Annotated in this window: 27 protein-coding genes and 1 tRNA gene; 7 read left to right on the top strand and 21 right to left on the bottom strand. The window is 67.0% G+C overall.

Annotated features, from left to right (window positions below):
* Window positions 1-197: 197 nt before the first annotated feature.
* The 5 genes from argC to LOK46_RS06090 form a co-directional block, all read right to left on the bottom strand.
* A complete protein-coding gene (argC, locus tag LOK46_RS06110) occupies window positions 198-1,148 on the bottom strand; it encodes an N-acetyl-gamma-glutamyl-phosphate reductase (protein WP_273562948.1) in 951 nt (316 codons plus the stop codon).
* A 171-nt stretch (window positions 1,149-1,319) separates the two neighbouring features.
* Window positions 1,320-1,805, bottom strand: a complete 486-nt coding sequence (gene rpsI, locus LOK46_RS06105) for a 30S ribosomal protein S9 (RefSeq protein WP_273562947.1) — start codon at window positions 1,803-1,805, stop codon at window positions 1,320-1,322.
* A gap of 2 nt (window positions 1,806-1,807) precedes the next feature.
* Window positions 1,808-2,269 (bottom strand): 50S ribosomal protein L13, encoded by a 462-nt coding sequence (rplM, locus tag LOK46_RS06100; protein WP_056529664.1) that lies wholly within the window; start codon window positions 2,267-2,269, stop codon window positions 1,808-1,810.
* Between the two features lie 718 nt (window positions 2,270-2,987).
* Window positions 2,988-3,611, bottom strand: a complete 624-nt coding sequence (locus LOK46_RS06095) for a CoA-binding protein (protein ID WP_273562946.1) — start codon at window positions 3,609-3,611, stop codon at window positions 2,988-2,990.
* Between the two features lie 79 nt (window positions 3,612-3,690).
* Entirely contained in the window at window positions 3,691-4,962 is a 1,272-nt protein-coding gene (locus tag LOK46_RS06090; protein ID WP_273562945.1) for a nucleotide sugar dehydrogenase, read from the bottom strand.
* Between the two features lie 208 nt (window positions 4,963-5,170).
* Between LOK46_RS06090 and LOK46_RS06085 the strand changes: the two genes are divergently transcribed.
* The 3 genes from LOK46_RS06085 (at window position 5,171) to LOK46_RS06075 (ending at window position 6,079) form a co-directional block, all read left to right on the top strand.
* Window positions 5,171-5,437: a hypothetical protein gene (locus LOK46_RS06085; protein WP_273564549.1), complete on the top strand. Its 267-nt coding sequence runs from the start codon at window positions 5,171-5,173 to the stop codon at window positions 5,435-5,437.
* Between the two features lie 69 nt (window positions 5,438-5,506).
* Entirely contained in the window at window positions 5,507-5,641 is a 135-nt protein-coding gene (locus tag LOK46_RS06080) for a hypothetical protein (protein ID WP_020096204.1), read from the top strand.
* 84 nt (window positions 5,642-5,725) lie between these two features.
* The gene (locus LOK46_RS06075) at window positions 5,726-6,079 is read left to right on the top strand and encodes a hypothetical protein (protein WP_273562944.1); all 354 of its coding nucleotides are present in this window, start codon (window positions 5,726-5,728) and stop codon (window positions 6,077-6,079) included.
* Window positions 6,080-6,336: 257 nt separating this feature from the next.
* On the opposite strand, the gene LOK46_RS06070 is transcribed toward LOK46_RS06075, so the two are convergent.
* From LOK46_RS06070 to LOK46_RS06060, 3 genes are all read right to left on the bottom strand, one after another.
* Window positions 6,337-6,702, bottom strand: coding sequence for a c-type cytochrome (locus LOK46_RS06070; protein ID WP_273562943.1), 366 nt, complete (start codon window positions 6,700-6,702; stop codon window positions 6,337-6,339).
* 401 nt (window positions 6,703-7,103) lie between these two features.
* Window positions 7,104-7,286, bottom strand: coding sequence for a hypothetical protein (locus LOK46_RS06065; RefSeq protein ID WP_273562942.1), 183 nt, complete (start codon window positions 7,284-7,286; stop codon window positions 7,104-7,106).
* 130 nt (window positions 7,287-7,416) lie between these two features.
* Window positions 7,417-7,653, bottom strand: coding sequence for a hypothetical protein (locus tag LOK46_RS06060; protein ID WP_273562941.1), 237 nt, complete (start codon window positions 7,651-7,653; stop codon window positions 7,417-7,419).
* A 91-nt stretch (window positions 7,654-7,744) separates the two neighbouring features.
* On the opposite strand from LOK46_RS06060, the gene LOK46_RS06055 reads away from it, so the two are divergent.
* Window positions 7,745-8,152, top strand: coding sequence for a hypothetical protein (locus LOK46_RS06055; protein WP_273562940.1), 408 nt, complete (start codon window positions 7,745-7,747; stop codon window positions 8,150-8,152).
* Between the two features lie 176 nt (window positions 8,153-8,328).
* Here the strand turns inward: LOK46_RS06055 and LOK46_RS06050 are convergent, their stop codons facing one another.
* Together LOK46_RS06050 and LOK46_RS06045 are read right to left on the bottom strand one after the other, a co-directional pair.
* Window positions 8,329-8,655 carry a hypothetical protein gene (locus LOK46_RS06050; RefSeq protein WP_273562939.1) on the bottom strand — a complete coding sequence of 109 codons (327 nt, stop codon included), beginning with the start codon at window positions 8,653-8,655 and terminating at the stop codon, window positions 8,329-8,331.
* Window positions 8,656-8,840: 185 nt separating this feature from the next.
* Window positions 8,841-9,236, bottom strand: coding sequence for a hypothetical protein (locus tag LOK46_RS06045; protein ID WP_273562938.1), 396 nt, complete (start codon window positions 9,234-9,236; stop codon window positions 8,841-8,843).
* A 1,032-nt stretch (window positions 9,237-10,268) separates the two neighbouring features.
* Here LOK46_RS06045 and LOK46_RS06040 point away from each other — a divergent pair.
* Window positions 10,269-10,466 carry a hypothetical protein gene (locus LOK46_RS06040; protein WP_273562937.1) on the top strand — a complete coding sequence of 66 codons (198 nt, stop codon included), beginning with the start codon at window positions 10,269-10,271 and terminating at the stop codon, window positions 10,464-10,466.
* 152 nt (window positions 10,467-10,618) lie between these two features.
* Here the strand turns inward: LOK46_RS06040 and LOK46_RS06035 are convergent, their stop codons facing one another.
* Complete coding sequence (locus LOK46_RS06035) at window positions 10,619-11,899, bottom strand: hypothetical protein (protein WP_273562936.1); 1,281 nt, start codon at window positions 11,897-11,899, stop codon at window positions 10,619-10,621.
* On the bottom strand, window positions 11,896-12,576 hold the full coding sequence (gene cysC / locus LOK46_RS06030; protein WP_273562935.1) for an adenylyl-sulfate kinase: 681 nt from the start codon (window positions 12,574-12,576) through the stop codon (window positions 11,896-11,898). The genes LOK46_RS06035 and cysC overlap by 4 nt, the downstream gene beginning before the upstream one ends.
* Window positions 12,577-12,908: 332 nt before the next feature.
* Here cysC and LOK46_RS06025 point away from each other — a divergent pair, with 332 nt between their 5' ends.
* Both LOK46_RS06025 and LOK46_RS06020 read left to right on the top strand, forming a co-directional pair.
* Entirely contained in the window at window positions 12,909-13,346 is a 438-nt protein-coding gene (locus LOK46_RS06025; RefSeq protein WP_273562934.1) for a hypothetical protein, read from the top strand.
* Window positions 13,347-13,704: 358 nt separating this feature from the next.
* Window positions 13,705-14,526: a hypothetical protein gene (locus tag LOK46_RS06020; RefSeq protein ID WP_273562933.1), complete on the top strand. Its 822-nt coding sequence runs from the start codon at window positions 13,705-13,707 to the stop codon at window positions 14,524-14,526.
* Window positions 14,527-14,786: 260 nt separating this feature from the next.
* Here LOK46_RS06020 and LOK46_RS06015 read toward each other — a convergent pair whose 3' ends face one another.
* The 9 genes from LOK46_RS06015 to pdxY form a co-directional block, all read right to left on the bottom strand.
* Window positions 14,787-14,990 carry a hypothetical protein gene (locus LOK46_RS06015; RefSeq protein WP_273562932.1) on the bottom strand — a complete coding sequence of 68 codons (204 nt, stop codon included), beginning with the start codon at window positions 14,988-14,990 and terminating at the stop codon, window positions 14,787-14,789.
* A gap of 22 nt (window positions 14,991-15,012) precedes the next feature.
* Window positions 15,013-15,204, bottom strand: a complete 192-nt coding sequence (locus tag LOK46_RS06010) for a hypothetical protein (RefSeq protein ID WP_273562931.1) — start codon at window positions 15,202-15,204, stop codon at window positions 15,013-15,015.
* Complete coding sequence (locus tag LOK46_RS06005) at window positions 15,201-15,461, bottom strand: hypothetical protein (protein ID WP_273562930.1); 261 nt, start codon at window positions 15,459-15,461, stop codon at window positions 15,201-15,203. Before LOK46_RS06005 ends, LOK46_RS06010 begins: the two co-directional genes overlap by 4 nt.
* A gap of 67 nt (window positions 15,462-15,528) precedes the next feature.
* Window positions 15,529-15,618: transfer RNA gene (locus LOK46_RS06000), tRNA-Ser, on the bottom strand.
* A 141-nt stretch (window positions 15,619-15,759) separates the two neighbouring features.
* Window positions 15,760-18,030 carry a glycogen debranching protein GlgX gene (glgX, locus tag LOK46_RS05995; protein WP_273562929.1) on the bottom strand — a complete coding sequence of 757 codons (2,271 nt, stop codon included), beginning with the start codon at window positions 18,028-18,030 and terminating at the stop codon, window positions 15,760-15,762.
* 124 nt (window positions 18,031-18,154) lie between these two features.
* Window positions 18,155-19,138, bottom strand: a complete 984-nt coding sequence (locus LOK46_RS05990) for an ABC transporter substrate-binding protein (RefSeq protein WP_273562928.1) — start codon at window positions 19,136-19,138, stop codon at window positions 18,155-18,157.
* A 180-nt stretch (window positions 19,139-19,318) separates the two neighbouring features.
* Window positions 19,319-20,041, bottom strand: coding sequence for an NUDIX hydrolase (locus LOK46_RS05985; RefSeq protein WP_273562927.1), 723 nt, complete (start codon window positions 20,039-20,041; stop codon window positions 19,319-19,321).
* Window positions 20,034-20,918 (bottom strand): PhzF family phenazine biosynthesis protein, encoded by an 885-nt coding sequence (locus tag LOK46_RS05980; protein WP_273562926.1) that lies wholly within the window; start codon window positions 20,916-20,918, stop codon window positions 20,034-20,036. Before LOK46_RS05980 ends, LOK46_RS05985 begins: the two co-directional genes overlap by 8 nt.
* A gap of 57 nt (window positions 20,919-20,975) precedes the next feature.
* The gene (gene pdxY, locus LOK46_RS05975) at window positions 20,976-21,824 is read right to left on the bottom strand and encodes a pyridoxal kinase PdxY (RefSeq protein ID WP_273562925.1); all 849 of its coding nucleotides are present in this window, start codon (window positions 21,822-21,824) and stop codon (window positions 20,976-20,978) included.
* Window positions 21,825-21,849 lie beyond the last annotated feature (25 nt).

Genomic DNA, 21,849 nt, shown 5'->3' with positions numbered 1-21,849 from the left:
AGACAGCGGCCGGCGTCCGTGCGGCGAGCGCCGCTCCCGATAGTGTCGCAACGGGCTGGAGGGAGGGCGGCTCCGGTCGACGCAGCCGCGCCATTCGGCGGCTCCCATGCCCCCTCTCCCGCACGGGAGAGGGGATCTGCGCCTGGTGCGGCGCGGGCTCGGCGATAAACCCCCACCGCAATGCGATCGGGAACGCTCTAGCCGTCGAGCCCGAGCATCAGCCCGAGATTCTGCACGGCCGCCCCGGAGGCGCCCTTGCCGAGATTGTCGAGCCGCGCGACCAGCACCGCCTGCCCGTGCTCGGACGAGCCGAACACGCGCAGCTCCAGCCGGTCGGTGTCGTTGAGTTCCTCCGGCTCGATCTTCTCGCGGTGCGCGCCGGTGGCGGCGCCCGGCACGACCTGCACCAGGGGCTGCCCGGCGTACCAGTCGCGCAGGGCCGCCTCGAGGTCGGAGGCGGTGGGCCGGCCCGGCAGCGTGTCGAGGTGGAGCGGCACGCTCACCAGCATGCCCTGCCGGAAGTTGCCCACCGAGGGTACGAAGATCGGCCGCCGGGTGAGGCCGCTGTAGCGCTGCAGCTCCGGCAGGTGCTTGTGGGCGAAGCCGAGGCCGTAGAGCTGGAACGGCGGCGCCGTGCCCTGCTCGTAGGCCTCGATCATGCTCTTGCCGCCGCCGCTGTAGCCGCTGACCGCGTTGACGCTGATCGGGTGGTCGGCCGGGATCAGGCCGCCCTCCACCAGCGGGCGCAGGAGCGCGACGCCGCCGGTCGGGTAGCAGCCCGGATTGGCGACGCGCCGGGCGCGGGCCACCGCCGCGCCCTGCTCCCGGGTCAGCTCCGGGAAGCCGTAGGTCCAGCCCTCCGCGACCCGGTGGGCGGTGCTGGCGTCGAGGACGCGGGGGCCGCCGCCGGGCAGGCTGTCGGCCAGCGCCACGGTCTCCCTGGCGGCCTCGTCCGGCAGGCAGAGCACGACGAGGTCGACCTCGGCGAGCAGCGCGCGCTTCGCCGCCGGATCCTTGCGGTGCTCCGGCGCGATGCTGCGCAGGGCGACCCGTCCGTCTCGCTCCAGGCGCTCGCGGATGCCGAGACCGGTGGTGCCGGCCTCGCCGTCGATGAACACGGTGGGCTTCGTCGCGCCTGCGCCAGACATCGCTCGTCTCGCTCTCTCGAATATGCCTCGCCGCCCGAGTCGGGCACCGCGGCCGGGGATCAGGTGCGCGCGGTGCGACAGCCTGTCAACGGCCGTGCCGCGGCCTGAAAACGCGAAAGGGCGGCCCCCGCAGGAGCCGCCCTCTCCGTGACACCGGTGTGACCGGATGTCTTAACGCTTGGAGAACTGGAAGCTGCGGCGGGCCTTCTTGCGGCCGTACTTCTTACGCTCGACGACGCGGGCGTCGCGGGTGAGGAAGCCCTCACGCTTCAGCGAGGCGCGCAGTTCCGGCTCGTAGTAGGTCAGGGCCTTCGACAGGCCGTGGCGCACCGCGCCGGCCTGGCCGGAGAGGCCGCCGCCCGCCACCGTGACGGTGATGTCGTACTGGTCGACGCGGCCGGCGATCTCCAGCGGCTGGCGCAGGATCATGCGCAGCACCGGGCGGGCGAAGTAGGTCTCGACCGGGCGCTTGTTGATCGTGACCGTGCCGCTGCCGGGCTTGATCCAGACGCGGGCGACCGCGTCCTTGCGCTTGCCGGTAGCGTAGGCGCGGCCCTGCGCGTCCAGCTTCTGGACGTGGACGGGGGCCTCGTTGGCGGGGTCGACCGCGCCGGTGTTCGACCGGTTGAGGTCGGCGAGGGACTGCAGGGTCGCCATGATCAAGCGCTCACGTTCTTGCGGTTGAGGGCGCCGACGTCGAGCGCCTGCGGTTGCTGGGCCTCATGCGGGTGCTCGGTGCCCTTGTAGACGCGGAGATTGCCGAGGATCTGGCGGAAGAGCGGGCCGCGCGGCAGCATGCGCTCGACAGCCTTCTCCACCACGCGCTCGGGGAACCGGCCCTCGAGGATGAACTTGGCCGTGCGCTCCTTGATCCCGCCCGGGTAGCCGGTGTGGTAGTAGTAGCGCTTCTGGACGTACTTGCGGCCGGTGAACTTCACCTTGTCCGCGTTGACGACGATGACGTTGTCGCCGCAATCGACGTGGGGCGTGTAGGCGGCCTTGTGCTTGCCGCGCAGGCGCATCGCCACGATCGACGCGAGGCGGCCGACGACGAGGCCCTCCGCGTCGATCACGATCCACTTCTTGTCGACCTCGGCGGGCTTCAGCGAGGTGGTCTTCATAGCCAAATCCCAAGGGTTCCGATGTCCGCGGATCCCGACGCGTCGGGATCCGCGGACATCGGGGTGCCGAAAAACGAGCCGCCGCGTGGGGCACACGCGGCGGCGGTGCCGGGTGTATAGACGGCCCGGTCGACTTGGTCAATAGGTAAATCGGAAATCGCGAAAAATCGAGCGATCAGAGTGGTTTGGCTGTTGAGGTATCAGGATACCCCAATCGGGGAGACGCGAGGCCACGAACGGCCGGGCGGCTCTCCACGCCGCCGCCGCATCCTGAGGTGCCGGAGCGTAGCGGAGGCCTCCGAGGAAGCCGGCACGGATCGCGCGGCCGGCTGGAGCCCTCCTTCGAGGCTCGCCGCGCTCGCACCTCAGGATGAGGGTGTTGGACGGGATCATCCGATCCGGTTGGAGCCGTGCCCGATCGCGTTGAGGCGGGGGCGATCGCCGTGCCTGTGCCGCACGAGGCGCGGGTCCCCTCTCCCGTGCGGGAGAGGGACAGGGTGAGGGATCAGGCCCGTCCGGACGAGGTGCGTCCTGGCCGAGCCGCGATGACGCGCTCGACCCGGAAGCGTCTGGTCCCTCACCCCAACCCTCTCCCGCACGGGAGAGGGGGCAGGGCGCGGTTGTCTCGATCGGAGCCGCCGTCCTTCCAGACCGCTACGACGCGATCGGACGCGGCGCTGGCCACGGGGCGCTGTCGTGGTCCGTATGAGGACCGGATTCAGTCGCCGCGCCGGCCCCGCTCCGCGATGGTCAGCTTCTGGACGCCCTTGGCCGCCAGCACGGGTTTCCGGGCACTGAGGATCCGGGAGTTCACGCCGGTCCAGCCGATCTCCCCGGAGAGCCGGCCGTACTCGATCTTCGGGCAGCGGTTCATGATCACCGTCAGTCCGCGCGCCTCGGCCCGGGCGGCGGCCGCGTCGTCGCGCACGCCGAGCTGCATCCAGATCATCTTGGGCGGCGGCGTCAGCGCCAGCGCCTCGTCGACCAGCGGCCCGGCGGCGGCGGAGTTGCGGAAGATCTCGACCATGTCGATCGGCTGGTCGCCCAGCGCGGCCTGAACCTCCGCCAGGGAGGCGGCCACCCGGCGCCCGAGCAGGTCCTGGCCGGCGAGGCCGGGATTGACCGGCGTCACCGCGTAGCCCCGGTCGAGCAGGTATTTCAGGACGATCCAGCTCGGGCGCGCCGGGTTCGCCGAGGCCCCCACCAGCGCGATCGTGCGCGTGCCGTTCAGGATGGTGCGGATCTGCGCGTCCGGGTAGCGGGCGTGCCGCTCCGCGAGCGCCGCGTCGCTGGGCGCGGGCGGCCGGTTCTCGTGGCCCGTCTCGGCCCCCTTCTCGTCCATGGCGTGTTCCCTCGTCGTCCGGATGATCGCGGGTCGTGTGGCGCGTCTCGCCGCTGTCCCAGCCTCGGCGCGGCCGCTGTCACAGCCGCCAGACCTCGTAGCCCAGCCGCGCGAACGGCGCCTTCTCGAAGAGCGCCTTCACGTCCACGATCAGGCCGCCAGGCTTCACCCGGGCGGCGATCGCCTCCGGGCCGAGCCCGGCGTAGTCGCGGTGCGGGACCGCGATCACGGCCGCGTCCGCGTCGGTGGGCAGGTCATTCCAGTCGACGAGGTCGATGCCGTACTCGGACCGGGCCTCCGCCTCGGAGGCGCGGGGATCGTGGACCGAGACGGCGCATCCGAATTCCTCCAGCTCCCGCACGAGGTCGGCGACCTTCGAGTTGCGCAGGTCCGCGCAGTTCTCCTTGAAGGTCAGGCCGAGGACGACGACCCGCGCCCGCCCGGTCCCGCCGCGCCGGACGATCCGCTTCACCGTGCTGCGGGCGACGTGGGCCGCCATGCTGTCGTTGATCCGCCGCCCGGCCAGGATCACCTGCGGGTGGTAGCCGATCATCGCGGCCTTGTGGGTCAGGTAGTACGGGTCGACGCCGATGCAGTGGCCGCCGACCAGCCCGGGGCGGAACGGCAGGAAGTTCCACTTGGTCCCCGCCGCCGCGAGGACCTCCTGCGTGTCGAGGTCGAGCTTGTCGAAGATCAGCGACAGCTCGTTCATGAGCGCGATGTTCAGGTCGCGCTGGGTGTTCTCGATGACCTTGGCGGCCTCGGCCACCCGGATGGACGAGGCGGCGTGGAGCCCCGCCTCGATGATCGACCCGTAGAGGGCCTTCAGCCGCTCCAGGGTCTCGGGCGTGTCGCCGGCGACGATCTTCACCACCCGGGCGAGGCTGTGCTCCCGGTCGCCCGGGTTGATCCGCTCGGGTGAGTAGCCGACGAAGAAGTCCGTCTTCCAGCGCAGGCCCGAGGCCCGCTCCAGGACGGGGATGCAGATTTCCTCGGTGGCGCCGGGATAGACGGTCGACTCGAACACCACGGTGGCGCCCGGCCGCATGTGCCGGCCGACGAGGTCTGAGGCCCGGACCAGCAGGTCGAAATCGGGGCACTGGGCCGCGTCGACCGGGGTCGGGACCGTGACGACGATCACGTCCGCCGCGCCCAGCGCCCTCGGGTCGTCGGTGATCGCGAGCTGCGCGGCGGCCCGGAACGCCTCCGCGTCGATCTCCCCGGCCGGGTCGTGCCCGGCCCGGTAGGCCGCCACCTTGTCGGCGGCGCGCTCGTAGCCGATCGTGACCCGCCCCCGGCCGAATGCCAGGGCGAGCGGGAGCCCGACATAGCCCAGGCCGACGATCGCCACGCTGTCCGCCGGGCGGTCCCGCAATTTGCCCGCTGAGCCGTCTGCCGCCCCGTCAGCCACGCCGGATCCCTCTGCGGGCTCGGAGGGCGCCGATGACGGTCCGGCCGCCGGGCGCGTATAGGGGCGGTCCGCGCCGGCGTCGACTCGCCTCGGCCCGCGTGGAGTCATGCGCCGGACGGCTGACGATGTGGGACCATGGGGCGTGACGATGCCTGATCTCCGCTGGACCGAGGGGCCGGTCCACTGCACCGACCTCGTCGACGAAACCGGCAAGGTCTTCGGCTACGTCGGCCCGTGCGCCGCGGGCAGGCGCGGCTACGTCGTCCAGTCCGGGTCGGAATGGCCGCCGCGCCCGGCCGCCTTCGCCGATCACCCCGCGGCCGCGGCGGCCCGCGCCTGGGTCGAGGCCGCCGTGTCCGCGCGCGCCTTCCGGCCCGTCCGCATCCTCCGGGACGACGGCGCGTCGGATGCGTGATCGCCCGGCGCGGTTCAGGAACTCGTCAGCTTCGCTCGGCTTTGTTGTGGCGTGGAGTGGAGGCGCCCGATGGCCGAAATCTGCATCACGGAAGACCAGAACGGACGATGGACCGTCTACACCGCCGGACTGGTGGTGACGGACCTGACGCGCGAGGCCGCCGAGGCCTTCGCGGCGAGCTACCGCCGCGTCACGGCCGGCTGAGCGACGGACCTTCTCCGGGGCGCGCCGTGCTATGAGGCCCGCCGAGCCCCGATCGCCCTGTCGCGGGCAATGAGGTCGATCATCATGCGCCTGTTCATGCTCGCCGCTGCCCTGCTGGCGCTGCCCGCCCCCGCCTCGGCGCTGTGCCGCTGCACGTGCATCCGGGGCGAGATGAAGGCGATCTGTCAGGAGACCGACCTCACGGTCCCGATCTGCCAGGGGCTCTGCGAGACCACGATCCGGCAGGAGCGGGTCATCACGCCGCTGGCCGGCGGCCGGCAGGCCTTCGAGCCGGCCCAGTCGACCAACCCCGCGCCCGGCGGCCTCGTGTCGCCCGATCTCAGCCTCGACAGCAACCCGAACGGCACCCAGCTGGGCACGCCGAGCCAGCTCTCCGGCAGCGTCGGGTCGAGCCTGTCCTCCGGCAGCGGCCGCTGAGCCGCGAAAAAGCCCCGCGCGGCGGGTGCCGGCGGGGCTGAAGGTTGAGGACGCCCGGTGCGTTACGCCGAGCGACTGCGCCTAGAGTAGCACCATCCTGTGCGATGGGAAGATCTCGCGAAGAAAAACCAAGACTATTTTTGTAGAATTCCCTCGAGCGAACGCAGAAGTCCCCGCTCGGCCAGGCCGGGCGGGGTTCATCGCGGCGGACGCGCGGCGAGAGACCGCGCGTCTCCTGGGCCCGAGGTCCGTCCGACTTACGACTGGGTCTTCAGGTAGGCGATGAGGTCGTTGATCTTCTTGTCGTCCGCGATGCCCTGGAAGATCATCTTGTTGCCCGGCACCTTCGTCTTCGGGTTCTTCAGCCACTCGTGCAGGTTGGCCTCGTCCCAGGTGATGCCGGAGTTCTTCAGGGCGGCGGAGTAGTTGTAGCCCTCGTAGGTGCCTGCCTTGCGGCCGACGACGCCCTTCAGGTCGGGGCCCACGCCGTTCTTCTGGAAGTTGTGGCACGCCTTGCAGGGGGCGAACGCCTTCTCGCCGGCGGCGGCGTCGCCGGCCTCCTGGGCCTGCGCGGCGAGAGGCATGACAACGGCAAGGACGGCGCCGATTGCAAGCATACGCATGTATAAACCCCAATCCGGAAGATAAGCTTCGCGCTTTTGCCAGAAAAACCGCTCGATGCAAGCGAAAAAATCTGAGGCTGAGCGCAGATTATATTGTTCGCTGCCTCACATCATCTCGAAGCCCGTGCCAGCCGCAATGGCAGACCTTCGGGGCCCGGCCGTCGCCCGGTGGCGGGCCGACGCCCGCGCACGGCCCGCCGTGCCCGCGGAGGGAGGCGGAGTGGGCGGAGCCGGAGAACCTGAGAATTCTTCCAAGTTTGACATGTCGGGATGTTGACGTGCGCCGAGGCGCGATAATCCATCCCGTGTCGGAAAATCCGTCGCGCTGTCGAGGCCGAGGGCGCACGAGAAAGGGCCCGCCGCGGCGAGCCCTGCAACGAGGACGATGGGCGCGCTCGGTTCTAGGCGGCGAGCGGCATCCGGATCACCGGCGGATGGGATTCCGGCGCCGTGGCGGCCCGGGCCATCGCCGCGCCGGCATCCCAGGCCACGAGCGCCGCGATCCGCGCGGCGAGGATCGTCGTCTCCAGGATGCAGGGCGCCGCTGTCGGCGGGCGGGGCATCGTCGGTCGGTGGCTGGTCATGACGGCTCCGCGGCTTCCTGCGAGGGCCATGCGCCCGAATGGTTACTGCCTTGTCTCCGCCAGGACGGCGCGCGCAGATGTGATGCGCCGACCGGCACCCGCGAGGGCTTCACGCCGGCCGGGCCGAGCGTCACGCCCGAGCTCCGCGCGAGCGTGCTGTCGGGGCGCTCCAAGGACGCGCCGCTGCACCGTCGACGTCATCCAGTAGACTAATGAGGACGGGATCGAGGGCGGTGCTGCCATCTTGCGTGAGCGCGACGATGTCTTCGAGGTCGCGTTTCTCGACGTAGGCCTCCACCTGCTTGCTGAGGGACATCCCCTTGGCCCGGGCCAGATGCTTGATGGCCCGGCGCAGATCGTCGCGCACATGAAACGAGATCCTGTTGCATCGCCGCTCGTGCACGGCCAGTCGCGGGCGGCCACGCCGACGCGTCGGTTGTTCAGAGGGCGTCGTCGACATGGAGGGTTCGCTGCGCGCGGTCGGGATCGGGACAGTTGCTGGGAAGACGCAACGCGCGGCATCGGCGCCGCCCGACCCCGTGAGGACATCGCGCTCGGCGCGGGCCGCCGACGCGCGGCGCCTGAGGCGACCTCGAACGCCCGACACTCATCGGGGCCGAGCGCGCGGCTCGAAGGGCAGGCGGCCGGGGCGCTGCCCCGGCCGCTACGGCGGCAAGATCGAGATCCGGTCGCTTGAGGAGGAGCTGAACGCCTTCAAGATCGAGGTGGCGCGGACCTGCGTGACTGGTGACGTCATCACCCGTCTGGAGCGGCGGATCGATGACATGGTCAGCTCGGTGCGGGGTGAGATGAAGGAGACGTGCGACGAAATGCTGAAGGCCTTCATGCGGCGGCCGTCCGACTGACCGTCGCGGTTGACTTATAGGTCAACGCCCTGGGCGCCCTGGCTTCGGCCGGGGCGCCTTTCGTCGTTTCGCAGGGCGGCTGGATTAAACCGCGCCTCGCCAACGTCTACATCTCGTGAACGCAACCACCTGAACCGCCCGGCTCCGGCCGCGGCGGTTTTTTCGTGCCCGGATCTTCAGCGCGGCTTCGGAGCCGGCGACTTCGGGTCCTTGAAGAAGCCGCTCCGGCCCTCGGCCAAGCCGGTGTTCACGAAGTGCACGAGCGGGTTGTGGCAGGATGAGGCCACATCGGGGTTTGCGGCCAGATAGCCGTCGGTGCTGAAGCCCGCGCTCGGATCCCGGCCTTCCTTCCAGCCGTGCCGCAGATAGTGATCGAGCGGATTAAGGCCTGCGATCTGCACGTCGGGATACGCGTTCAGGTAGTAGGCCGGATCGAAGCCGGGCAGCCGGACCTTGACGAACGACGGAGGGCGCCGGAACGGCCGCAGCATGCGCAACTTCATGATGGATCCCCAAGCGCGAGACCTGCGCTCGATCCATCATTCCGAGCGGCGCCGCAAGCGCCGACCGATTCATTCGAGCGAGCGCTTCTGTGCCTCGCGCTGGCCCGCGGCTTGCGACGGACCTGCATTCCTCCCAGGGATTCACTCAGCCCCGCCGGCACCGCCGCGCGGGGCTTTTTCGTTGCTCAGCGGCCGCCTGCCGCGGCGCCACCAGACAACGAATTTGCGTTGCCGCCTGTCGCGCCCGAAAGGCTCGAGCCTACGCTGCCCGAGAGCTCGGAAGGCGTGCCCAAGGGCTGGCCGTACTTGTTGGTGTTGAGATCCAACTGGTCAGATGCGAGCCCGCCAGGCGAAGGGTTGGTCGTCTCGGCGGGGCCGAACTGCACTCGTCCGCCGGCAAGCGGGGTCGTCACGCGCTCTTGCCGGATCGTGGTCTCGCACAGCCCTTGGCAAATCGGCACCATCAGGTCCGTCTGCTGACAGACCGGTCTCATCTCGCCGCGGACACAGACGCACTGGCATAGCGCGAAGGCGGGCGCGGGCAGGAGTAGCAGAGAGGCGGCGAGCAGAAGCGATCGCATTGTGGCCGATCCCAGCGCCCGTGACGGGCGACGAGGCCTGATAGCATGGCGGGGTTCAACGTGGGACGTTCGCACGTTGGGTGCCCGCACCGCCCGGTAACCGGCGCCGACCATCCTGGCGCCCAGCCAAGTTGCGTATCGGCTCGGCTCACACGCTGGTGAGATCAGGCGCTCCCCCGCCCCGTGAGCAGATCGGGGCGGGGCCGAGCGAACGGTTAGCGTGTCGGCAACCATTCCGCCGTACCCCGCCGTCATGTCCGACCTCCCGCCCGCCGTCGCCTCTTGGCGCGACCTGATCGAGCGCCTGTCCGAGCATGGTTGGCGATTTCGGCGCATGAGGGGCGCCAACGGCGCTAAATGACCTTGGCCATACTTAGGCCAATGCTCAACAAATGAGCACTAACGGCGACCGGGTTCTCGCTCAGAAGTTGCCGCATATCGGCCGTTTAGATCGCTATACAACCTCCCCGTTCTTCGAACACGAGGGCGACACGTCGGGCCGCCTATCGCAGAAGGGTGCGATCGTGAACCTCATCTTCCTCGTTCTGTCGGCCTTCGTAGGCGCAGGACTTTCGATTGTGGGTACATGGCCTTCGTTGGGGGCGATCTCGGTCATTATGGCTCCGATCGGGGGCGCCGTGGCATGTGTTGCGAGCGCTGCCTTGTTGTTTGCTCTGAGGCGCTCGTCATCGTCGAGCAGCCACGCATCCTCTGTCACCCCCACGCAAAGCCTTAAGCCGAAACAGCAACCTGCCGCTGGTGCTTCGAACGATGATCAAATAGAGCTCAAGCGCTCAGCCTGATCATCCTTCCTCTCGTTTCATGTTCGTCAGAGACATTTAGACCTCGGGGGCCGCCGGTCTGGGAGTTCGCGGCCAAGGTGCGCGGCTGATCTCGCCTTTGATCTGCAAGGATGTCGGGGACAAGCGCGATCTGAGCCGGCGCAGGATGTTGCGTCGTGCAAGCCATTAACGCGGCGAGCCTTTTCCGGGCGCAAGGTGCCGGTATGTCCACTCGCATATGGAGCCGACCATGCATTTCGAGATCCGATCGACCGGCCGCCACCTTTGGACCTGGGTGCTGCTCGACGCCTCGCATCTGCCGGTGATGGAATCTGATCGGACCTTCCCGTCCGAGGCGCAGGCGTCAGCCGCCGCGCTGGCGTTCTCGAAGCTCGTCACCGGCGCGGGCAAGTCGCTGACCGGCGGGCCGGCGGGTAGGTTGCTCTAACCCAGGGGCGCTGGGCCGCCGCGACGCCGCTCGGCCTCATCCTCGGCCGCGTGCCGCTTCTTGGTGGCGATCAGCCAATCTTAGTAGGCATTGCTCCCTAAATTCTTCGTTTTCGACGCGACATCGTTGAAAATTGCAAGAATAAAAGAAAATTATTTAGCACATAGAATTTTATGAGATTGATGAAGATAGATTTCATGACGATTCGCGGCTCGTCCTACATTGGGTGTCGACCTGGCTACATCCGTCATCAGCCTCTGGAATTTAGATCGATCAAGTCCACGCCAATTCATGCTGGCAACAAGCGTAGATATAACTATTTCTAGCGCTTGAGACCGCTCAGCTTCTTTGGCCAATTGACATCTGAGTAGCTGCTCTCTTTGGCGCGCCGCACCGAGTATAATTTCCATCTGACCCCAGGCGTCCATATTCGTCTCGCATGATCTAGATGCATCCGAGGCCGTGACTGTTGCCGAACTTCTGTATGCTCGGCCAGCTGTGCCTTTCGCAAAGACGCACATGGCGGCAACAAGGTCAGGATTATCTGTCCAAAAATCCGAACTGATGTACGTGTACGTTTTCTCCCGCAGCGTAAACAGCCTGCTGCCAGTGAAACCTTCGATGCGATCTCCCCAACGGGAAATCAAAGTGTTCTCTATGTTAGAAAATTCCTCGATATCAAAGTTCAGGGCCAGGCTTTCCGTGCATTCTTTAGCCCTCGCGGCAACTAGATCGCGCATTAATCCGTATTTTTGCGACTGGATCGCATCCACTCCGATGAAGCCACACACATTCCACAGACGGATCATCTCACAGTCAATGTAATCAAAAGATTTGTTGAACTCTGTTCGCTTGCTGGAAGAAATGATCAAACCAAGTAAATCGAAAGCGAATTGCTTTGCTACGTCAGAAATTCGGTCGTATAAAAAAATTTTAATCGAGTCTCTTCCAAAAACAGACGCCCAGTTGCTTAATAATAAATCCGGGACCAGCAGATGTAGCCTCCCTGGCATCGAAATCACACTTAGAACATATTTATGAAAATCTTCGACGCCGCCATGTTTGACTAATTCTTGCCACCATGAATGGAGAATAGATAATATGTTTCGTTGATAATAAACAATCGTAAATTCGGCAGACGGAAGAGCTTCTCGAATTTTCTGCAACGAGTCGACCGGAAGGAAGCTAAGCTCTTCACTTGAGAGAACAAACGTCTTCTCAAGCCTCGAAAGGCACGTCAGCATCTCGATGAAAGTAGGATTTTCGGGGTCTGACGCCGTTCGAGCGAAATCGTGCTGCCCTGTCTGATCGGGGCAAGTGAAGGGATAAACAAAATTCTCGCCATCACCCAAAGAATGCGCATAGAGCATATTTTGGATTGATGTAGTCCCAGTTTTATGTGGGCCAACATGAATTATGACCTTCTGTGTCATAATCCATTGTCGCACATTGCATCAAATCTCTGAGACGAATGTCGATTAGGCAGGTAATGGTGTCCTGCTGTGCTAAGTTGCAGAAGCATATCGATCAACGGCTGCGCTGTATCACCGATGGATTGACCTGCTGTTGCGAGTGTCACATCAGGTTTCATCGGGGCTTCGTAGGGCGCTGAGATGCCAGTGAAGTTCGGGATCATGCCCGCTCGGGCGCGAGTATATAAGCCCTTTGGGTCTCGGCCTTCACAGATTGTTAGCGGTGTATCTACGAACACTTCAAGGAAAACGACGTCGCCAGCAATAGCCCGCGCAGCTTTGCGTTCTGCAGAAAACGGAGATATGAGTGAAACAATTATTATTAAACCGGCTTCAGCTACCAATTTTGCTGTCTCAGCCACACGTCGAACGTTTTCAGCTCTGTCGCGGTCCGTAAAGCCTAAGTCACTATTCAGTCCATGTCGCAGGTTGTCACCGTCTAACACCATTGTTGCGCGACCAGAGGCTGTTAGAGCTTGATCCACAACGTTTGCGATCGTTGACTTGCCTGCCCCTGAAAGGCCTGTGAGCCAAGCAATGACTGGGCGCTGCCCGAGAGCGTTCCAGCGTTGCTCCCGCGGCTGCAGATGCTGCCAAGTCAGATTCCGATTCGGTGATGGGCCTCGTGAGCGGTCCATGCTTCGCTCCTAAGTTGTTCCACTCACGTCGATACACGAAAACGTGATCAGTTGTGTTGCCACAACGTCACGTTGATGCGTGTCGTGCCGACGAAGACGGTGCTCATGCGCAAATCCGTCAGCGACGGTTCACGCCTTGGCGCCGGGTCTCGGCACCATAAGCTATTGTCGTGGTTGGATTTTCATGGAGGCTTCCACATCCCGCCACACTGTCATCAGGGAAGGCTCACGCCAGGCATTGCTATGCGAGTCTGGCTCTGGCTTGTTCCCTCTCCGTTCGCGAGCGGAGAGCAACCAGAATGGGGCGCCTGGGGGATGCGGATCCCGGTCGGGTGTACGTCGACTGCGCCACCTGCAAGCGGTCGGGTCGGTACACCGTCGCCAGCCTGATCGGTCGCGACGGGGCCGACATCTCGACGCTCGACCTGCTCCGGCACCTGACGGCCTCGTGCCGCTACCAGCGCTCGCCCGGGGCGCCGCCCGCGCGGAAATACGAGCGCCTCTGCCTCGCCGCGACCACGCTGCCGCCGCCCGCCAGGAAGATCCCGCCGGTGCAGCCGGGTGACCCCTACACGGTGGAGATGTGGGATCGGATCGGCAACAAGCTCGAGCTGCAACTCGCGACCATCTACCCGCTGTCCGTGGCAATCGCTACGTTCGAGGCTGCCGGCCTCGATTGGCCGACGAACGAGGTAACCCTAAGGGACCGAGCTCGGATCGTGCGGAAGCGGGAGTTGCCGCCGCGACACATGCGCTGCTTGCCGTTTTGACGCCTCTGCAGCCCTTATGCGAACAGCATCGCCCTCTGGTTGACGAGGCCCTGATTTCATTAAACTTTAGATCATTGGTCTGCCTATCGGCATTGCGCCTCACCGTAGGTCGGTGCTTGCGAGAGGCGACGACCCTTTGTCTAAATGGGCCGCTTGCGCGGGCGGATGATCTATTTGCCATGAATAAACATAAAGTCCCTAGCGATCTCCATCTCGGCCATAATGGATTTTTGTTCGTCATTGCTGGAAGCAACAATGTGCTTGAGCAGTACAAAAACAATGATAGAAATGATTACACACTCATAAAATGGCGGCAAATCATCCTTGGCCGCAAAGAAAAACTTCAAGCTAAGGCATCGTGTACAAGCACATGATTGCGCCAGAGAAGGTCAGCATACTTTCGGATATGATGCGCGATATCAATGTCGATGTACAACTTGCACCGGCGCGTCGCTTCTATGAAGAAGATCCGTTCTGGCTTGCTGGGGACAGGGGTAAATTAGCATACTTTCAACATGTCCGCCGCCAAAGAAGCTGGCGATCGATTTGCATTGACCTGTTTGGGCCGATGAGTGCGGCCGAGGACCGGGCACAGCTTTATTTTAAGGTAGACAGCCACTGGTCGTTCAAGGGGCGTCAGTTCGCCTACGAAAGAGTATGCAAGGCACTCGGAGCGCGACCTGTCCGGGATTTCGAAGAGCGGCGAAAGCAGCACATCCCTGAATTTGCAGGCGATCTCGGCGGCAGGTGCGATCCTCCAATGACAGAAGATCAAATCATCGTGCAGCCTCAGCGCGATGCAGTTCGTGCCTATGCCAGTCCAATTGTGAAGTCACGCGAGCACTTAGGTCTGGGCTCAACGTTGCACATTGGGGCCCATGTCATTTACCGCAATAACAGAGTCGATGATAAAAGACGGCTCCTTCTGTTCGGCGACAGCTTCAGCCACTGGGCGCCGATCATGCTGACGATCCTGTTGGCTGAGACGTTCCGAGAGGTTCATTTCGTATGGTCGACGTCCATTGATTACGGATTGGTTGATCGTGTGAAGCCGGACATCGTGCTGACCGAGATGGCCGAACGATTCATGTATCAAACCGTTGAGGACGATTTCGACTTGGAAGCGTATGCCCAGGAGAGGTTTGGCGCTGAGCTATCAGGAGAGGGGCAGTTGCGATAAGGGGGTTGCTCTTCCCGCCGCGGAGCGCCACCGCGTCCGCGTTCGGCGGATTACGCTGAACGCCAGACCCTTAGCCTCGAGGCGCTCCAGCGCGTGGACGGCGTACATCGCGCGCACCCGGCCGGGAATGCCTGCACGCTCTGCTATCTCGGTCGCAGTCAACGGCTCGGACGTCAGCGCCGCCAACACGCGCGGGCGGAGATCCCGGCGCGGTCGCGCGCCTCGCGGCGATGGCACCTTCGGCGTCAACGGCACGCCGCCTACAGCCCTGCGACGAACGTGAGCAGCAGCGTCGAGATCGCGAGCAGGCTCCCGGAGAGCGTGAGAACTAATGCGCCACGCGTCTCAAGCTTCCTCCGCTCCAAAGCGTAGGCGGTCAGGCTGGCTGCGGTGAACCCAGTGACCGGCCCGGCCAACCACATAGCGGCGAAGAGAAGCCAGCCAACAGGCGTCATCGGGGTCATGTTGCGGTCATCTTCAGCATGACTATCCCAGCGCGATCAGCATCCAGGTGCGCGCCTTGGCCATCAGGTCGCCGGCGGACGGCTCGGACGCGATCACGCGCTCAATGATCTGGCGCGCGTCCGCGCCGCTCATCCCGATTCCCTGAACGAAGCCGCTCAGCCGTTCGGAGAGACGCTCGACGGTCGCTACACGCTCAGCGTCGGGATCGCTCATCCCTTCACCGGATGCGCCAGCAGGATCGCGGTCCGGACCATGTTCCGCTTCCAGGCCGCCTTGTCGGTGGTCCGCGCTTCGGCCGCGCGGGTGTTCGTGCGCAGCGTGTCGACGAGGTCGAGGGTCCAGCCCTTCGCGAGCGGGTAGGCCTCGGTGGCCAGATCCGCCAGCACCACGTCGACCGCGGCGTTGATCTCGTCGTCGGAGATCTCGGCGGCCTCGCGCAGCTCGGAGACGGTCGGAGGTTCCTTGGCCATCACGTCCCGGCCGCTGGTGGGGTAGATGCGCCTGCCTCGGAAATTCGCTAGTAAAATCAGCGCAGGTTGGCGGAGGGAGCGGGATTCGAACCCGCGATACCGTTTCCGGTATACACACTTTCCAGGCGTGCGCCTTCAACCACTCGGCCACCCCTCCGTCCGCGAACCGGGCACCCGGGCGCGCACGCGGCGCGGCGGGCGCGGCCAGGGCCGCGCGGTGCCGTGCTGTTAGCCGGGTGCGCCGCTCGGCGCAAGGCGCAGTCGGCCGGGCGGTGCGAAAACCGCCCGGCTGCGTCCCTCACCCCTCGGCGTCGTCGAGGTGGAAGCGGACGTGCTCCACGTTCGCCCGCTCGAAGGCCTGCATCACGTGCTGGTAGGAGCGCTCCATGGCGTTATCCTCCGTCCCGGGGCTGTCCTCGGGCTTCAGGACGAACATCAGGAGCGAGCGCCCGGTCACGTCGTAGCCGGAGCCGAACTTGAAGCTCTCCACGTCCTGGCTGTCGGGCAGGTTGGTGTCGAGGAGCCGCGTCCAGGCCACGCCGCCGACCGATTCCGGCAGCGTAAACGTCACGAGGTCGTGGTAGGCGTTGAACATGATCAGCAGGGTCGCGTCGCCGCCGCGGCGGTGCAGGCCGGTAGCCTGGGCGCGCCCGTCGAGCTGGACCGCGAAGGCCCGGGCCTCGCCGTCCGACCAGTTCTCGCCGGCCATCTCGCTGCCGTCCGGGCGCAGCCACGTCACGTCCTTGACGCCGAACTCCTCGTCGTACTGGCCGGTGAGGAACCGCCCGCGGCTCAGGATCGGCAGGGCGTTGCGCAGGATGATCAGGCGCTGGGTGAACTCGGCGAGATCCCGCTCCTCGTCGCCGATCGCCCCCCAGTCGAGCCAAGAGACCTCGTTGTCCTGGCAGTAGGCGTTGTTGTTGCCCTTCTGGGTCCGGGCGAACTCGTCGCCGGCAAGCAGCATCGGCGTGCCGCGGGACAGGAACAGGGTCGCCAGCATGTTGCGCATCTGGCGCAGGCGCACCGCCCGGATCTCTGGATCGTCCGTCGGGCCCTCCACCCCGTAATTGTACGAGAGGTTGTGCGAGTGGCCGTCGCGGTTGCCCTCGCCGTTCGCCTCGTTGTGCTTGTCGTTGTACGAGACCGTGTCGTGCAGGGTGAAGCCGTCGTGGGCGGTGAGGAAGTTCACCGAGGCCCAGGGCTTGCGCCCGCGCTTGTTGAACTTGTCGGCCGAGCCCGAGACGCGCGCCGCTAGGTCCGGCAGCAGCCCGCCGTCGCCCTTCCAGTAGGCGCGGACGTCGTCGCGGAACCGGTCGTTCCACTCGGCCCAGCCGGGCGGGAAGCCGCCGACCTGGTAGCCGCCCGGGCCGCAATCCCACGGCTCGGCGATGAGCTTGACGTTGTTGAGCACCGGGTCCTGCCGGCAGGTGTCGAGGAAGCCGCCGCCCTCGTCGAAGCCGTAGGGCTCGCGGCCCAGGATCGTGGCGAGGTCGAAGCGGAACCCGTCGACCTGCATCTCCTGCGCCCAGTAGCGCAGGGAATCGGTCACGAGCTGCAGCACCCGCGGGTGCGACAGGTTGAACGTGTTCCCGGTGCCGGTGTCGTTGATGTAGTAGCGCGGCTCGTCCGGCAGCAGCCGGTAGTAGGAGGCGTTGTCGACGCCCTTGAACGACAGGGTCGGGCCCTTCTCGTTGCCCTCGGCGGTGTGGTTGTAGACCACGTCGAGGATCACCTCGAGGCCGGCGCCGTGGAAGCGCGAGACCATCTCCTTGAACTCGGAGAAGGCGAAATCCGGCACCGCGGCGTAGCGCCGTGCGGGCGTGAAGAACGAGATCGTGTTGTAGCCCCAGTAATTCACTAGGTCCTTCTGCTGCAGGTAATCGTCCTGCACGAAGGCGTGGACCGGCAGCAGCTCCACCGAGGTGACGCCGAGGCTCTTGATGTAGTCGAGCACGTCCCGGGTGCCGAGGCCGGCGTAGGTGCCGCGCAGCTTCTCCGGCACCCGCGGGTCGAGCTTGGTCATACCCTTGACGTGGGCCTCGTACACGATGGTCTTCTCCCACGGGATCAGCGGCTTGCGGTGCCGTCCCCAGGTGAAGGCCGGGTCGATGACGCGGGAGCGGCGCGTGTAGGGGGCGCTGTCGCGCTCGTCGAAGGTCAGGTCGTCGCCGGTCTCCATCTGGTAGCCGAACAGGGCCGGGTTCCAGGTGATCGAGCCGACGAGCCCCTTGGCGTAGGGGTCGATCAGCAGCTTGTTGGGATTGAACCGGTGTCCGGCCTTCGGCTCGTAGGGGCCGTGGACGCGGTAGCCGTAGATCGTGCCGGGGCGCGCGTCGGGCAGGTAGCCGTGCCAGATCTCGTCCGTGTACTCGGGCAGCTCGATGCGCTCGATCTCCTGCTCGCCCTGGTCGTCGAACAGGCAGAGCTCGACCTTGGTGGCGTGGGCCGAGAACAGCGCGAAATTGACCCCGAGCCCGTCCCAGGTGGCACCGAGGGGATAGGGTTGGCCTTCCTGGATGCGCGAGCGGGTCGCGCGGGCCTGCGATGCGGGACGACGGGAATCGGACATGGACACTCCGGAACGCGACCCGCCCGGCCACGTGCCGCTGCGGGGAGCCCCTGGTGAACGTGCCGGAAACAGCGAAGCTCCCGCAGTGCCGCAAAAATCGCGGATGCGTGACGGCTGTCGCCCCTCAGTTCGAGGCCGCGGCCGCGAAGCTCCGGTCCACGGCCCGGCCGACGTCGAGGGTCTTCGACAGGATGCCGTACCGCGTCGCCCGGTCCGAGGCCTCCTGGACCTCCGCCACGACGCCGTCGTCGAGCGCGATCGGGCTGGTCCGCTGCGCCGTGTAGGCCGCGCGCAGGACATCCTCCGGCATCTTGGTCAGCGCGGCCGTGTTCCGGGCGTAGGCGTCGAGGTGGTCCAGCGACCAGAGCCGCGCCCGGTTCAGGCGGCGCAGGAAGTCCTGGAGGGCCGCCCGCTTGGTGGCGATGGCGCTGTCCGAGGCGACGATGAAGGTGATGGTCGGCGTGAGGCCCGCGCCGTCCGCGATCGGCCGGGCCTTGTCCTTGAGCGTCGCGAACGCGACGTAGGGCTCCCAGACCGCCCAGGCATCCACCGAGCCGGCCATCAGCGCGACCTTGGCGTCGACCGGGTTGAGCGGCGCGAAGGTGGCCTCGGACGGCGCGATCCCGGCCTTCTCCAGCGTCGCGCCGATCAGGAACTGGCCCCAGCCGCCGCGGGTGCCGGCGAGCCGCTTCCCCTTCAGGTCGGCGGCCGAGCGGATCGGTGAATCCGCGCGGACCAGGATCGCCTGCGTCCGCGGATCCGACTTGGTGCCGCCGATCGCCTTGATCGGTGCCCCGGCCGCGACGACGGTGAGGAAGGAGAGGTCGCCGGTGTAGCCGACATCGAGGGCGCCGGCGTTGAGCGCCTCCAGGATCGGCGCGGCGGCGGGGAATTCCGACCACGCGATCCGGTAGGGCAGATCCTTCGCGTAGCCGGCGATCTCGAGGAGCGACCGGTTCCCGCCCTTCTGGTCGCCGACCCGCAGGACGACCTCGTCCGCGCGGGCCGCCACCGCGGCCAGCGTCGTCGTGGCCAGCGTCAGCGCGGCGGCGAGCAGCGCCCCGGCGAGCCGGCGGCTGCCGGGGCGCGCGTGAGATCCGATGTGCATGGGGCCTGCCGCGATCCGATGCCCGCGCTGTGCCGGGCTGTTCTGTGGGCGGCCGAGTTTATGCTTGCCGCGAGGGCGGTCAATGAAACGAAAATCTGTATCGTCCGCGCTCTGCGCGCGAGATGACATCCGATCGACGCGCGCCGGGAGACGAACGTCTTTCCCCACGCGCCGCGCCGGTCAGCGGGCGGGCGGGAACGCGTCCGCCAGGTAGGCCCGCACGAAGCCCGGCATCCGCGCGGAGTCGATGTCGTCGCGGCCCCGCACCACGTGCATCCCGGCGAGTTCCGGCTCGGCCTCGGCGCCGAGATGGTCGGCGATCCGGGCCACGAGCCGCGCCGCCGGCTCGGGGAAGCGCACCGGCCGCAGGAAGGCGAGCTGGCCCTCCCCCTCCAGCAGCACCCAGTCCGTCTCGGCCCCGGCCGGCAGCGCGAGGCCGGTCTCCTCGGCGAGTTCCCGGGCGGCGCTGCCGGTGAGATCGACCCGCGCCCCGCGCACGTCGTCCGGATCCGGGGTGCCGCAGGGGAAGTAGAGCTGGCCGGCATTGGCCGTGTGGGCGCCCATCTCGCCGAGCAGGACGGCGCCGTCCGCCGTCCAGGGCACGATCGCCGCGAAGGCGTTGGCGATGCGAGCCTCGGCGCGGGGCCTGTCCCGGTAGTAGGTGAAGGTCGCGTAGCGCGTCGCGAACAGGTCGAGGCGGGCGACCCCGTCGGCGACGGCGTGGTCGCAGCACAGCAGGACGGTCCCGTCGAACATGCCGGGGCTGCGCTGCAACCGGGCCTGCCAGTGGGCCGCGATGGCGGCTTCGTGCACGCGGGGGAAGGCCCAGTCGTGGTCCACGAACCGCGCCGCCACGTCCGCGACCCGGGTGATCCGGAAGCCGTCGGAGAAGTTGTCAGACATGCAGGCTGCCGTCCGACAGGATCACGGCGGCGCCGCCGATCTCGACGCCCTGCAGGGCGCCGGCCGCGATCGTGAGCTGGAGCGCGATGTCGCTCGGCCGCCCCATCGCCTCGCCCTGGCGGATCGCCACGTCGTGGGTGCCGTCGCCCAGCGCCTCGAACTGCATCAGCACCCCCGCGAAGGCGGAGGCCGCCGAGCCGGTGGCGGGATCCTCCGGCACGCCGACATTCGGCGCGAACATGCGGACGCGCCAGCGCTGGCCGGTGCCCTCGGGATCCGGGGCGTAGAGGTAGAGCCCGTCGGCCGGATCGGGCGCCTGGGCCGTCCGGGCGGCGTCGAGCGCGGCGATCGACGCCACCGGCACGCAGGTGAAGGTCGGCCCCACGCCGTGGCGGCTCGGCGCGTGCCGGCCGGTGCCGATGTCGCCGGGCTCGAGGCCCAGGAGCCGCGCCAGCACCGCGGGATCGGGGCCGGGACCGAGGTAGTCCGGCAGGACCGGGAGGCGGAACCGGGCCCGTCCGCCGGTCCCGTCCGCCAGGGTCTCGACCACGCAGGGGACGATCCCGATCCCCTCCTCCAGGCCGAAGGCCCGGGCGTCGCCCCGGGTCGGGTCCTGCAGCGCCAGCAGCACGGCGGTGCCCACCGTCGGGTGCCCGGCGAAGGGCAGCTCCCGGGCGGGGGTGAAGATGCGCAGCGCCGCCCGGTGCCGGGCCTCCGCGGGCGGGAGGACGAAGACCGTCTCCGACAGGTTGAACTCCCGCGCGATGGCCTGCATGGCCGCGGTGTCGAGCCCCTCCGCGTCGAGCACCACGGCGAGGGGATTGCCGGCGAGCCTCCGCTCGGTGAACACGTCGAGGGTGACGAAGCGGCGCGCCATCGGGTCGATCCTTGCTGCTCTCTACGGACTTGGGCGGAGCGGTTTGCCGGGGTCGCCTCAGACCGCCTCGACCGGAAACCGCGCGCTCGGATTCACGTACTCGTCCTGCGCGGCCACCGTCAGGATCTCCCGCGACCCCGCCTCGGCGGTGCGCTTGAGCAGCCCGTAGATCGAGGCCGCCGCGGCGCCCAGCGCCGCCTCGGCCGAGCCGGTCCGGGCGTAGTGCACCAGGAACAGCGCCGCGATGCAGTCGCCGGCCCCGTTCACCGCGATGGCGAGCCGGGGCGTCCGGACCCGGAACACCCGCCCCTCCGCGCCCGCGAGCAGGTCGATGCTGTCGGACGGCGTGTCGGCGCAGAGCGCCGAGGTGACCAGGACCACCCGCGGCCCGCGCGCCCGGAGCGCCGCGATCGCGGCCCCGGCCTCCGCCAGGGTGCCGCTCGGCAGGCCGGTGAGGAGGCCGAGCTCGAACTGGTTGGGGGTGAGGATGTCGGCGGCCGGGACCGCGCGCTCGCGCAGGAACGCCTCGATGCCCGGCCGCACGTAGACGCCCTCCTCGACGTCGCCGATCACCGGGTCGCAGCAGTAGAGCGCCCGAGGGTTTGCCGCCCGAACCGCGTCCACCGCCTCCAGGATCGCGGCGCCGATCTCGGCCGAGCCCATGTAGCCCGACAGGACCGCGTCGCAGCGGCCCAGGACCCCGCGCTCGCCGATGCCGCGCACCACCTCGCGGATCATCGCCGCGTCGAAGACGGGGCCGCGCCACGCCCCGTAGCCGGTGTGGTTGGAGAACTGCACGGTGTGGACCGGCCAGACCTCGACCCCGAGACGCTGCATCGGGAACACCGCGGAGGCGTTGCCGACATGGCCGTAGGCGACGTGGGACTGGATCGACAGGACGTTCAACGCGGGACTCGCTCGTTGTCCCGCT

Source organism: Methylobacterium sp. NMS14P (assembly GCF_028583545.1).
Taxonomy (GTDB): domain Bacteria; phylum Pseudomonadota; class Alphaproteobacteria; order Rhizobiales; family Beijerinckiaceae; genus Methylobacterium.
The sequence above is the reverse complement of the archived record's forward strand: the minus strand, read 5'-3'. Positions and strand labels throughout refer to the sequence as shown.

Coding starts and splice junctions, on each gene's coding strand:
- argC (WP_273562948.1), bottom strand. CDS start 1,148: ATGTCTGGCGCAGGCGCGACGAAGCCCACCGTGTTCATCGACGGCGAG.
- rpsI (WP_273562947.1), bottom strand. CDS start 1,805: ATGGCGACCCTGCAGTCCCTCGCCGACCTCAACCGGTCGAACACCGGC.
- rplM (WP_056529664.1), bottom strand. CDS start 2,269: ATGAAGACCACCTCGCTGAAGCCCGCCGAGGTCGACAAGAAGTGGATC.
- LOK46_RS06095 (WP_273562946.1), bottom strand. CDS start 3,611: ATGGACGAGAAGGGGGCCGAGACGGGCCACGAGAACCGGCCGCCCGCG.
- LOK46_RS06085 (WP_273564549.1), top strand. CDS start 5,171: ATGCCTGATCTCCGCTGGACCGAGGGGCCGGTCCACTGCACCGACCTC.
- LOK46_RS06080 (WP_020096204.1), top strand. CDS start 5,507: ATGGCCGAAATCTGCATCACGGAAGACCAGAACGGACGATGGACCGTC.
- LOK46_RS06075 (WP_273562944.1), top strand. CDS start 5,726: ATGCGCCTGTTCATGCTCGCCGCTGCCCTGCTGGCGCTGCCCGCCCCC.
- LOK46_RS06070 (WP_273562943.1), bottom strand. CDS start 6,702: ATGCGTATGCTTGCAATCGGCGCCGTCCTTGCCGTTGTCATGCCTCTC.
- LOK46_RS06065 (WP_273562942.1), bottom strand. CDS start 7,286: ATGACCAGCCACCGACCGACGATGCCCCGCCCGCCGACAGCGGCGCCC.
- LOK46_RS06055 (WP_273562940.1), top strand. CDS start 7,745: ATGGAGGGTTCGCTGCGCGCGGTCGGGATCGGGACAGTTGCTGGGAAG.
- LOK46_RS06050 (WP_273562939.1), bottom strand. CDS start 8,655: ATGAAGTTGCGCATGCTGCGGCCGTTCCGGCGCCCTCCGTCGTTCGTC.
- LOK46_RS06045 (WP_273562938.1), bottom strand. CDS start 9,236: ATGCGATCGCTTCTGCTCGCCGCCTCTCTGCTACTCCTGCCCGCGCCC.
- LOK46_RS06040 (WP_273562937.1), top strand. CDS start 10,269: ATGCATTTCGAGATCCGATCGACCGGCCGCCACCTTTGGACCTGGGTG.
- LOK46_RS06035 (WP_273562936.1), bottom strand. CDS start 11,899: ATGACACAGAAGGTCATAATTCATGTTGGCCCACATAAAACTGGGACT.
- cysC (WP_273562935.1), bottom strand. CDS start 12,576: ATGGACCGCTCACGAGGCCCATCACCGAATCGGAATCTGACTTGGCAG.
- LOK46_RS06015 (WP_273562932.1), bottom strand. CDS start 14,990: ATGACCCCGATGACGCCTGTTGGCTGGCTTCTCTTCGCCGCTATGTGG.
- LOK46_RS06010 (WP_273562931.1), bottom strand. CDS start 15,204: ATGAGCGATCCCGACGCTGAGCGTGTAGCGACCGTCGAGCGTCTCTCC.
- LOK46_RS06005 (WP_273562930.1), bottom strand. CDS start 15,461: ATGGCCAAGGAACCTCCGACCGTCTCCGAGCTGCGCGAGGCCGCCGAG.
- glgX (WP_273562929.1), bottom strand. CDS start 18,030: ATGTCCGATTCCCGTCGTCCCGCATCGCAGGCCCGCGCGACCCGCTCG.
- LOK46_RS05990 (WP_273562928.1), bottom strand. CDS start 19,138: ATGCACATCGGATCTCACGCGCGCCCCGGCAGCCGCCGGCTCGCCGGG.
- LOK46_RS05985 (WP_273562927.1), bottom strand. CDS start 20,041: ATGTCTGACAACTTCTCCGACGGCTTCCGGATCACCCGGGTCGCGGAC.
- LOK46_RS05980 (WP_273562926.1), bottom strand. CDS start 20,918: ATGGCGCGCCGCTTCGTCACCCTCGACGTGTTCACCGAGCGGAGGCTC.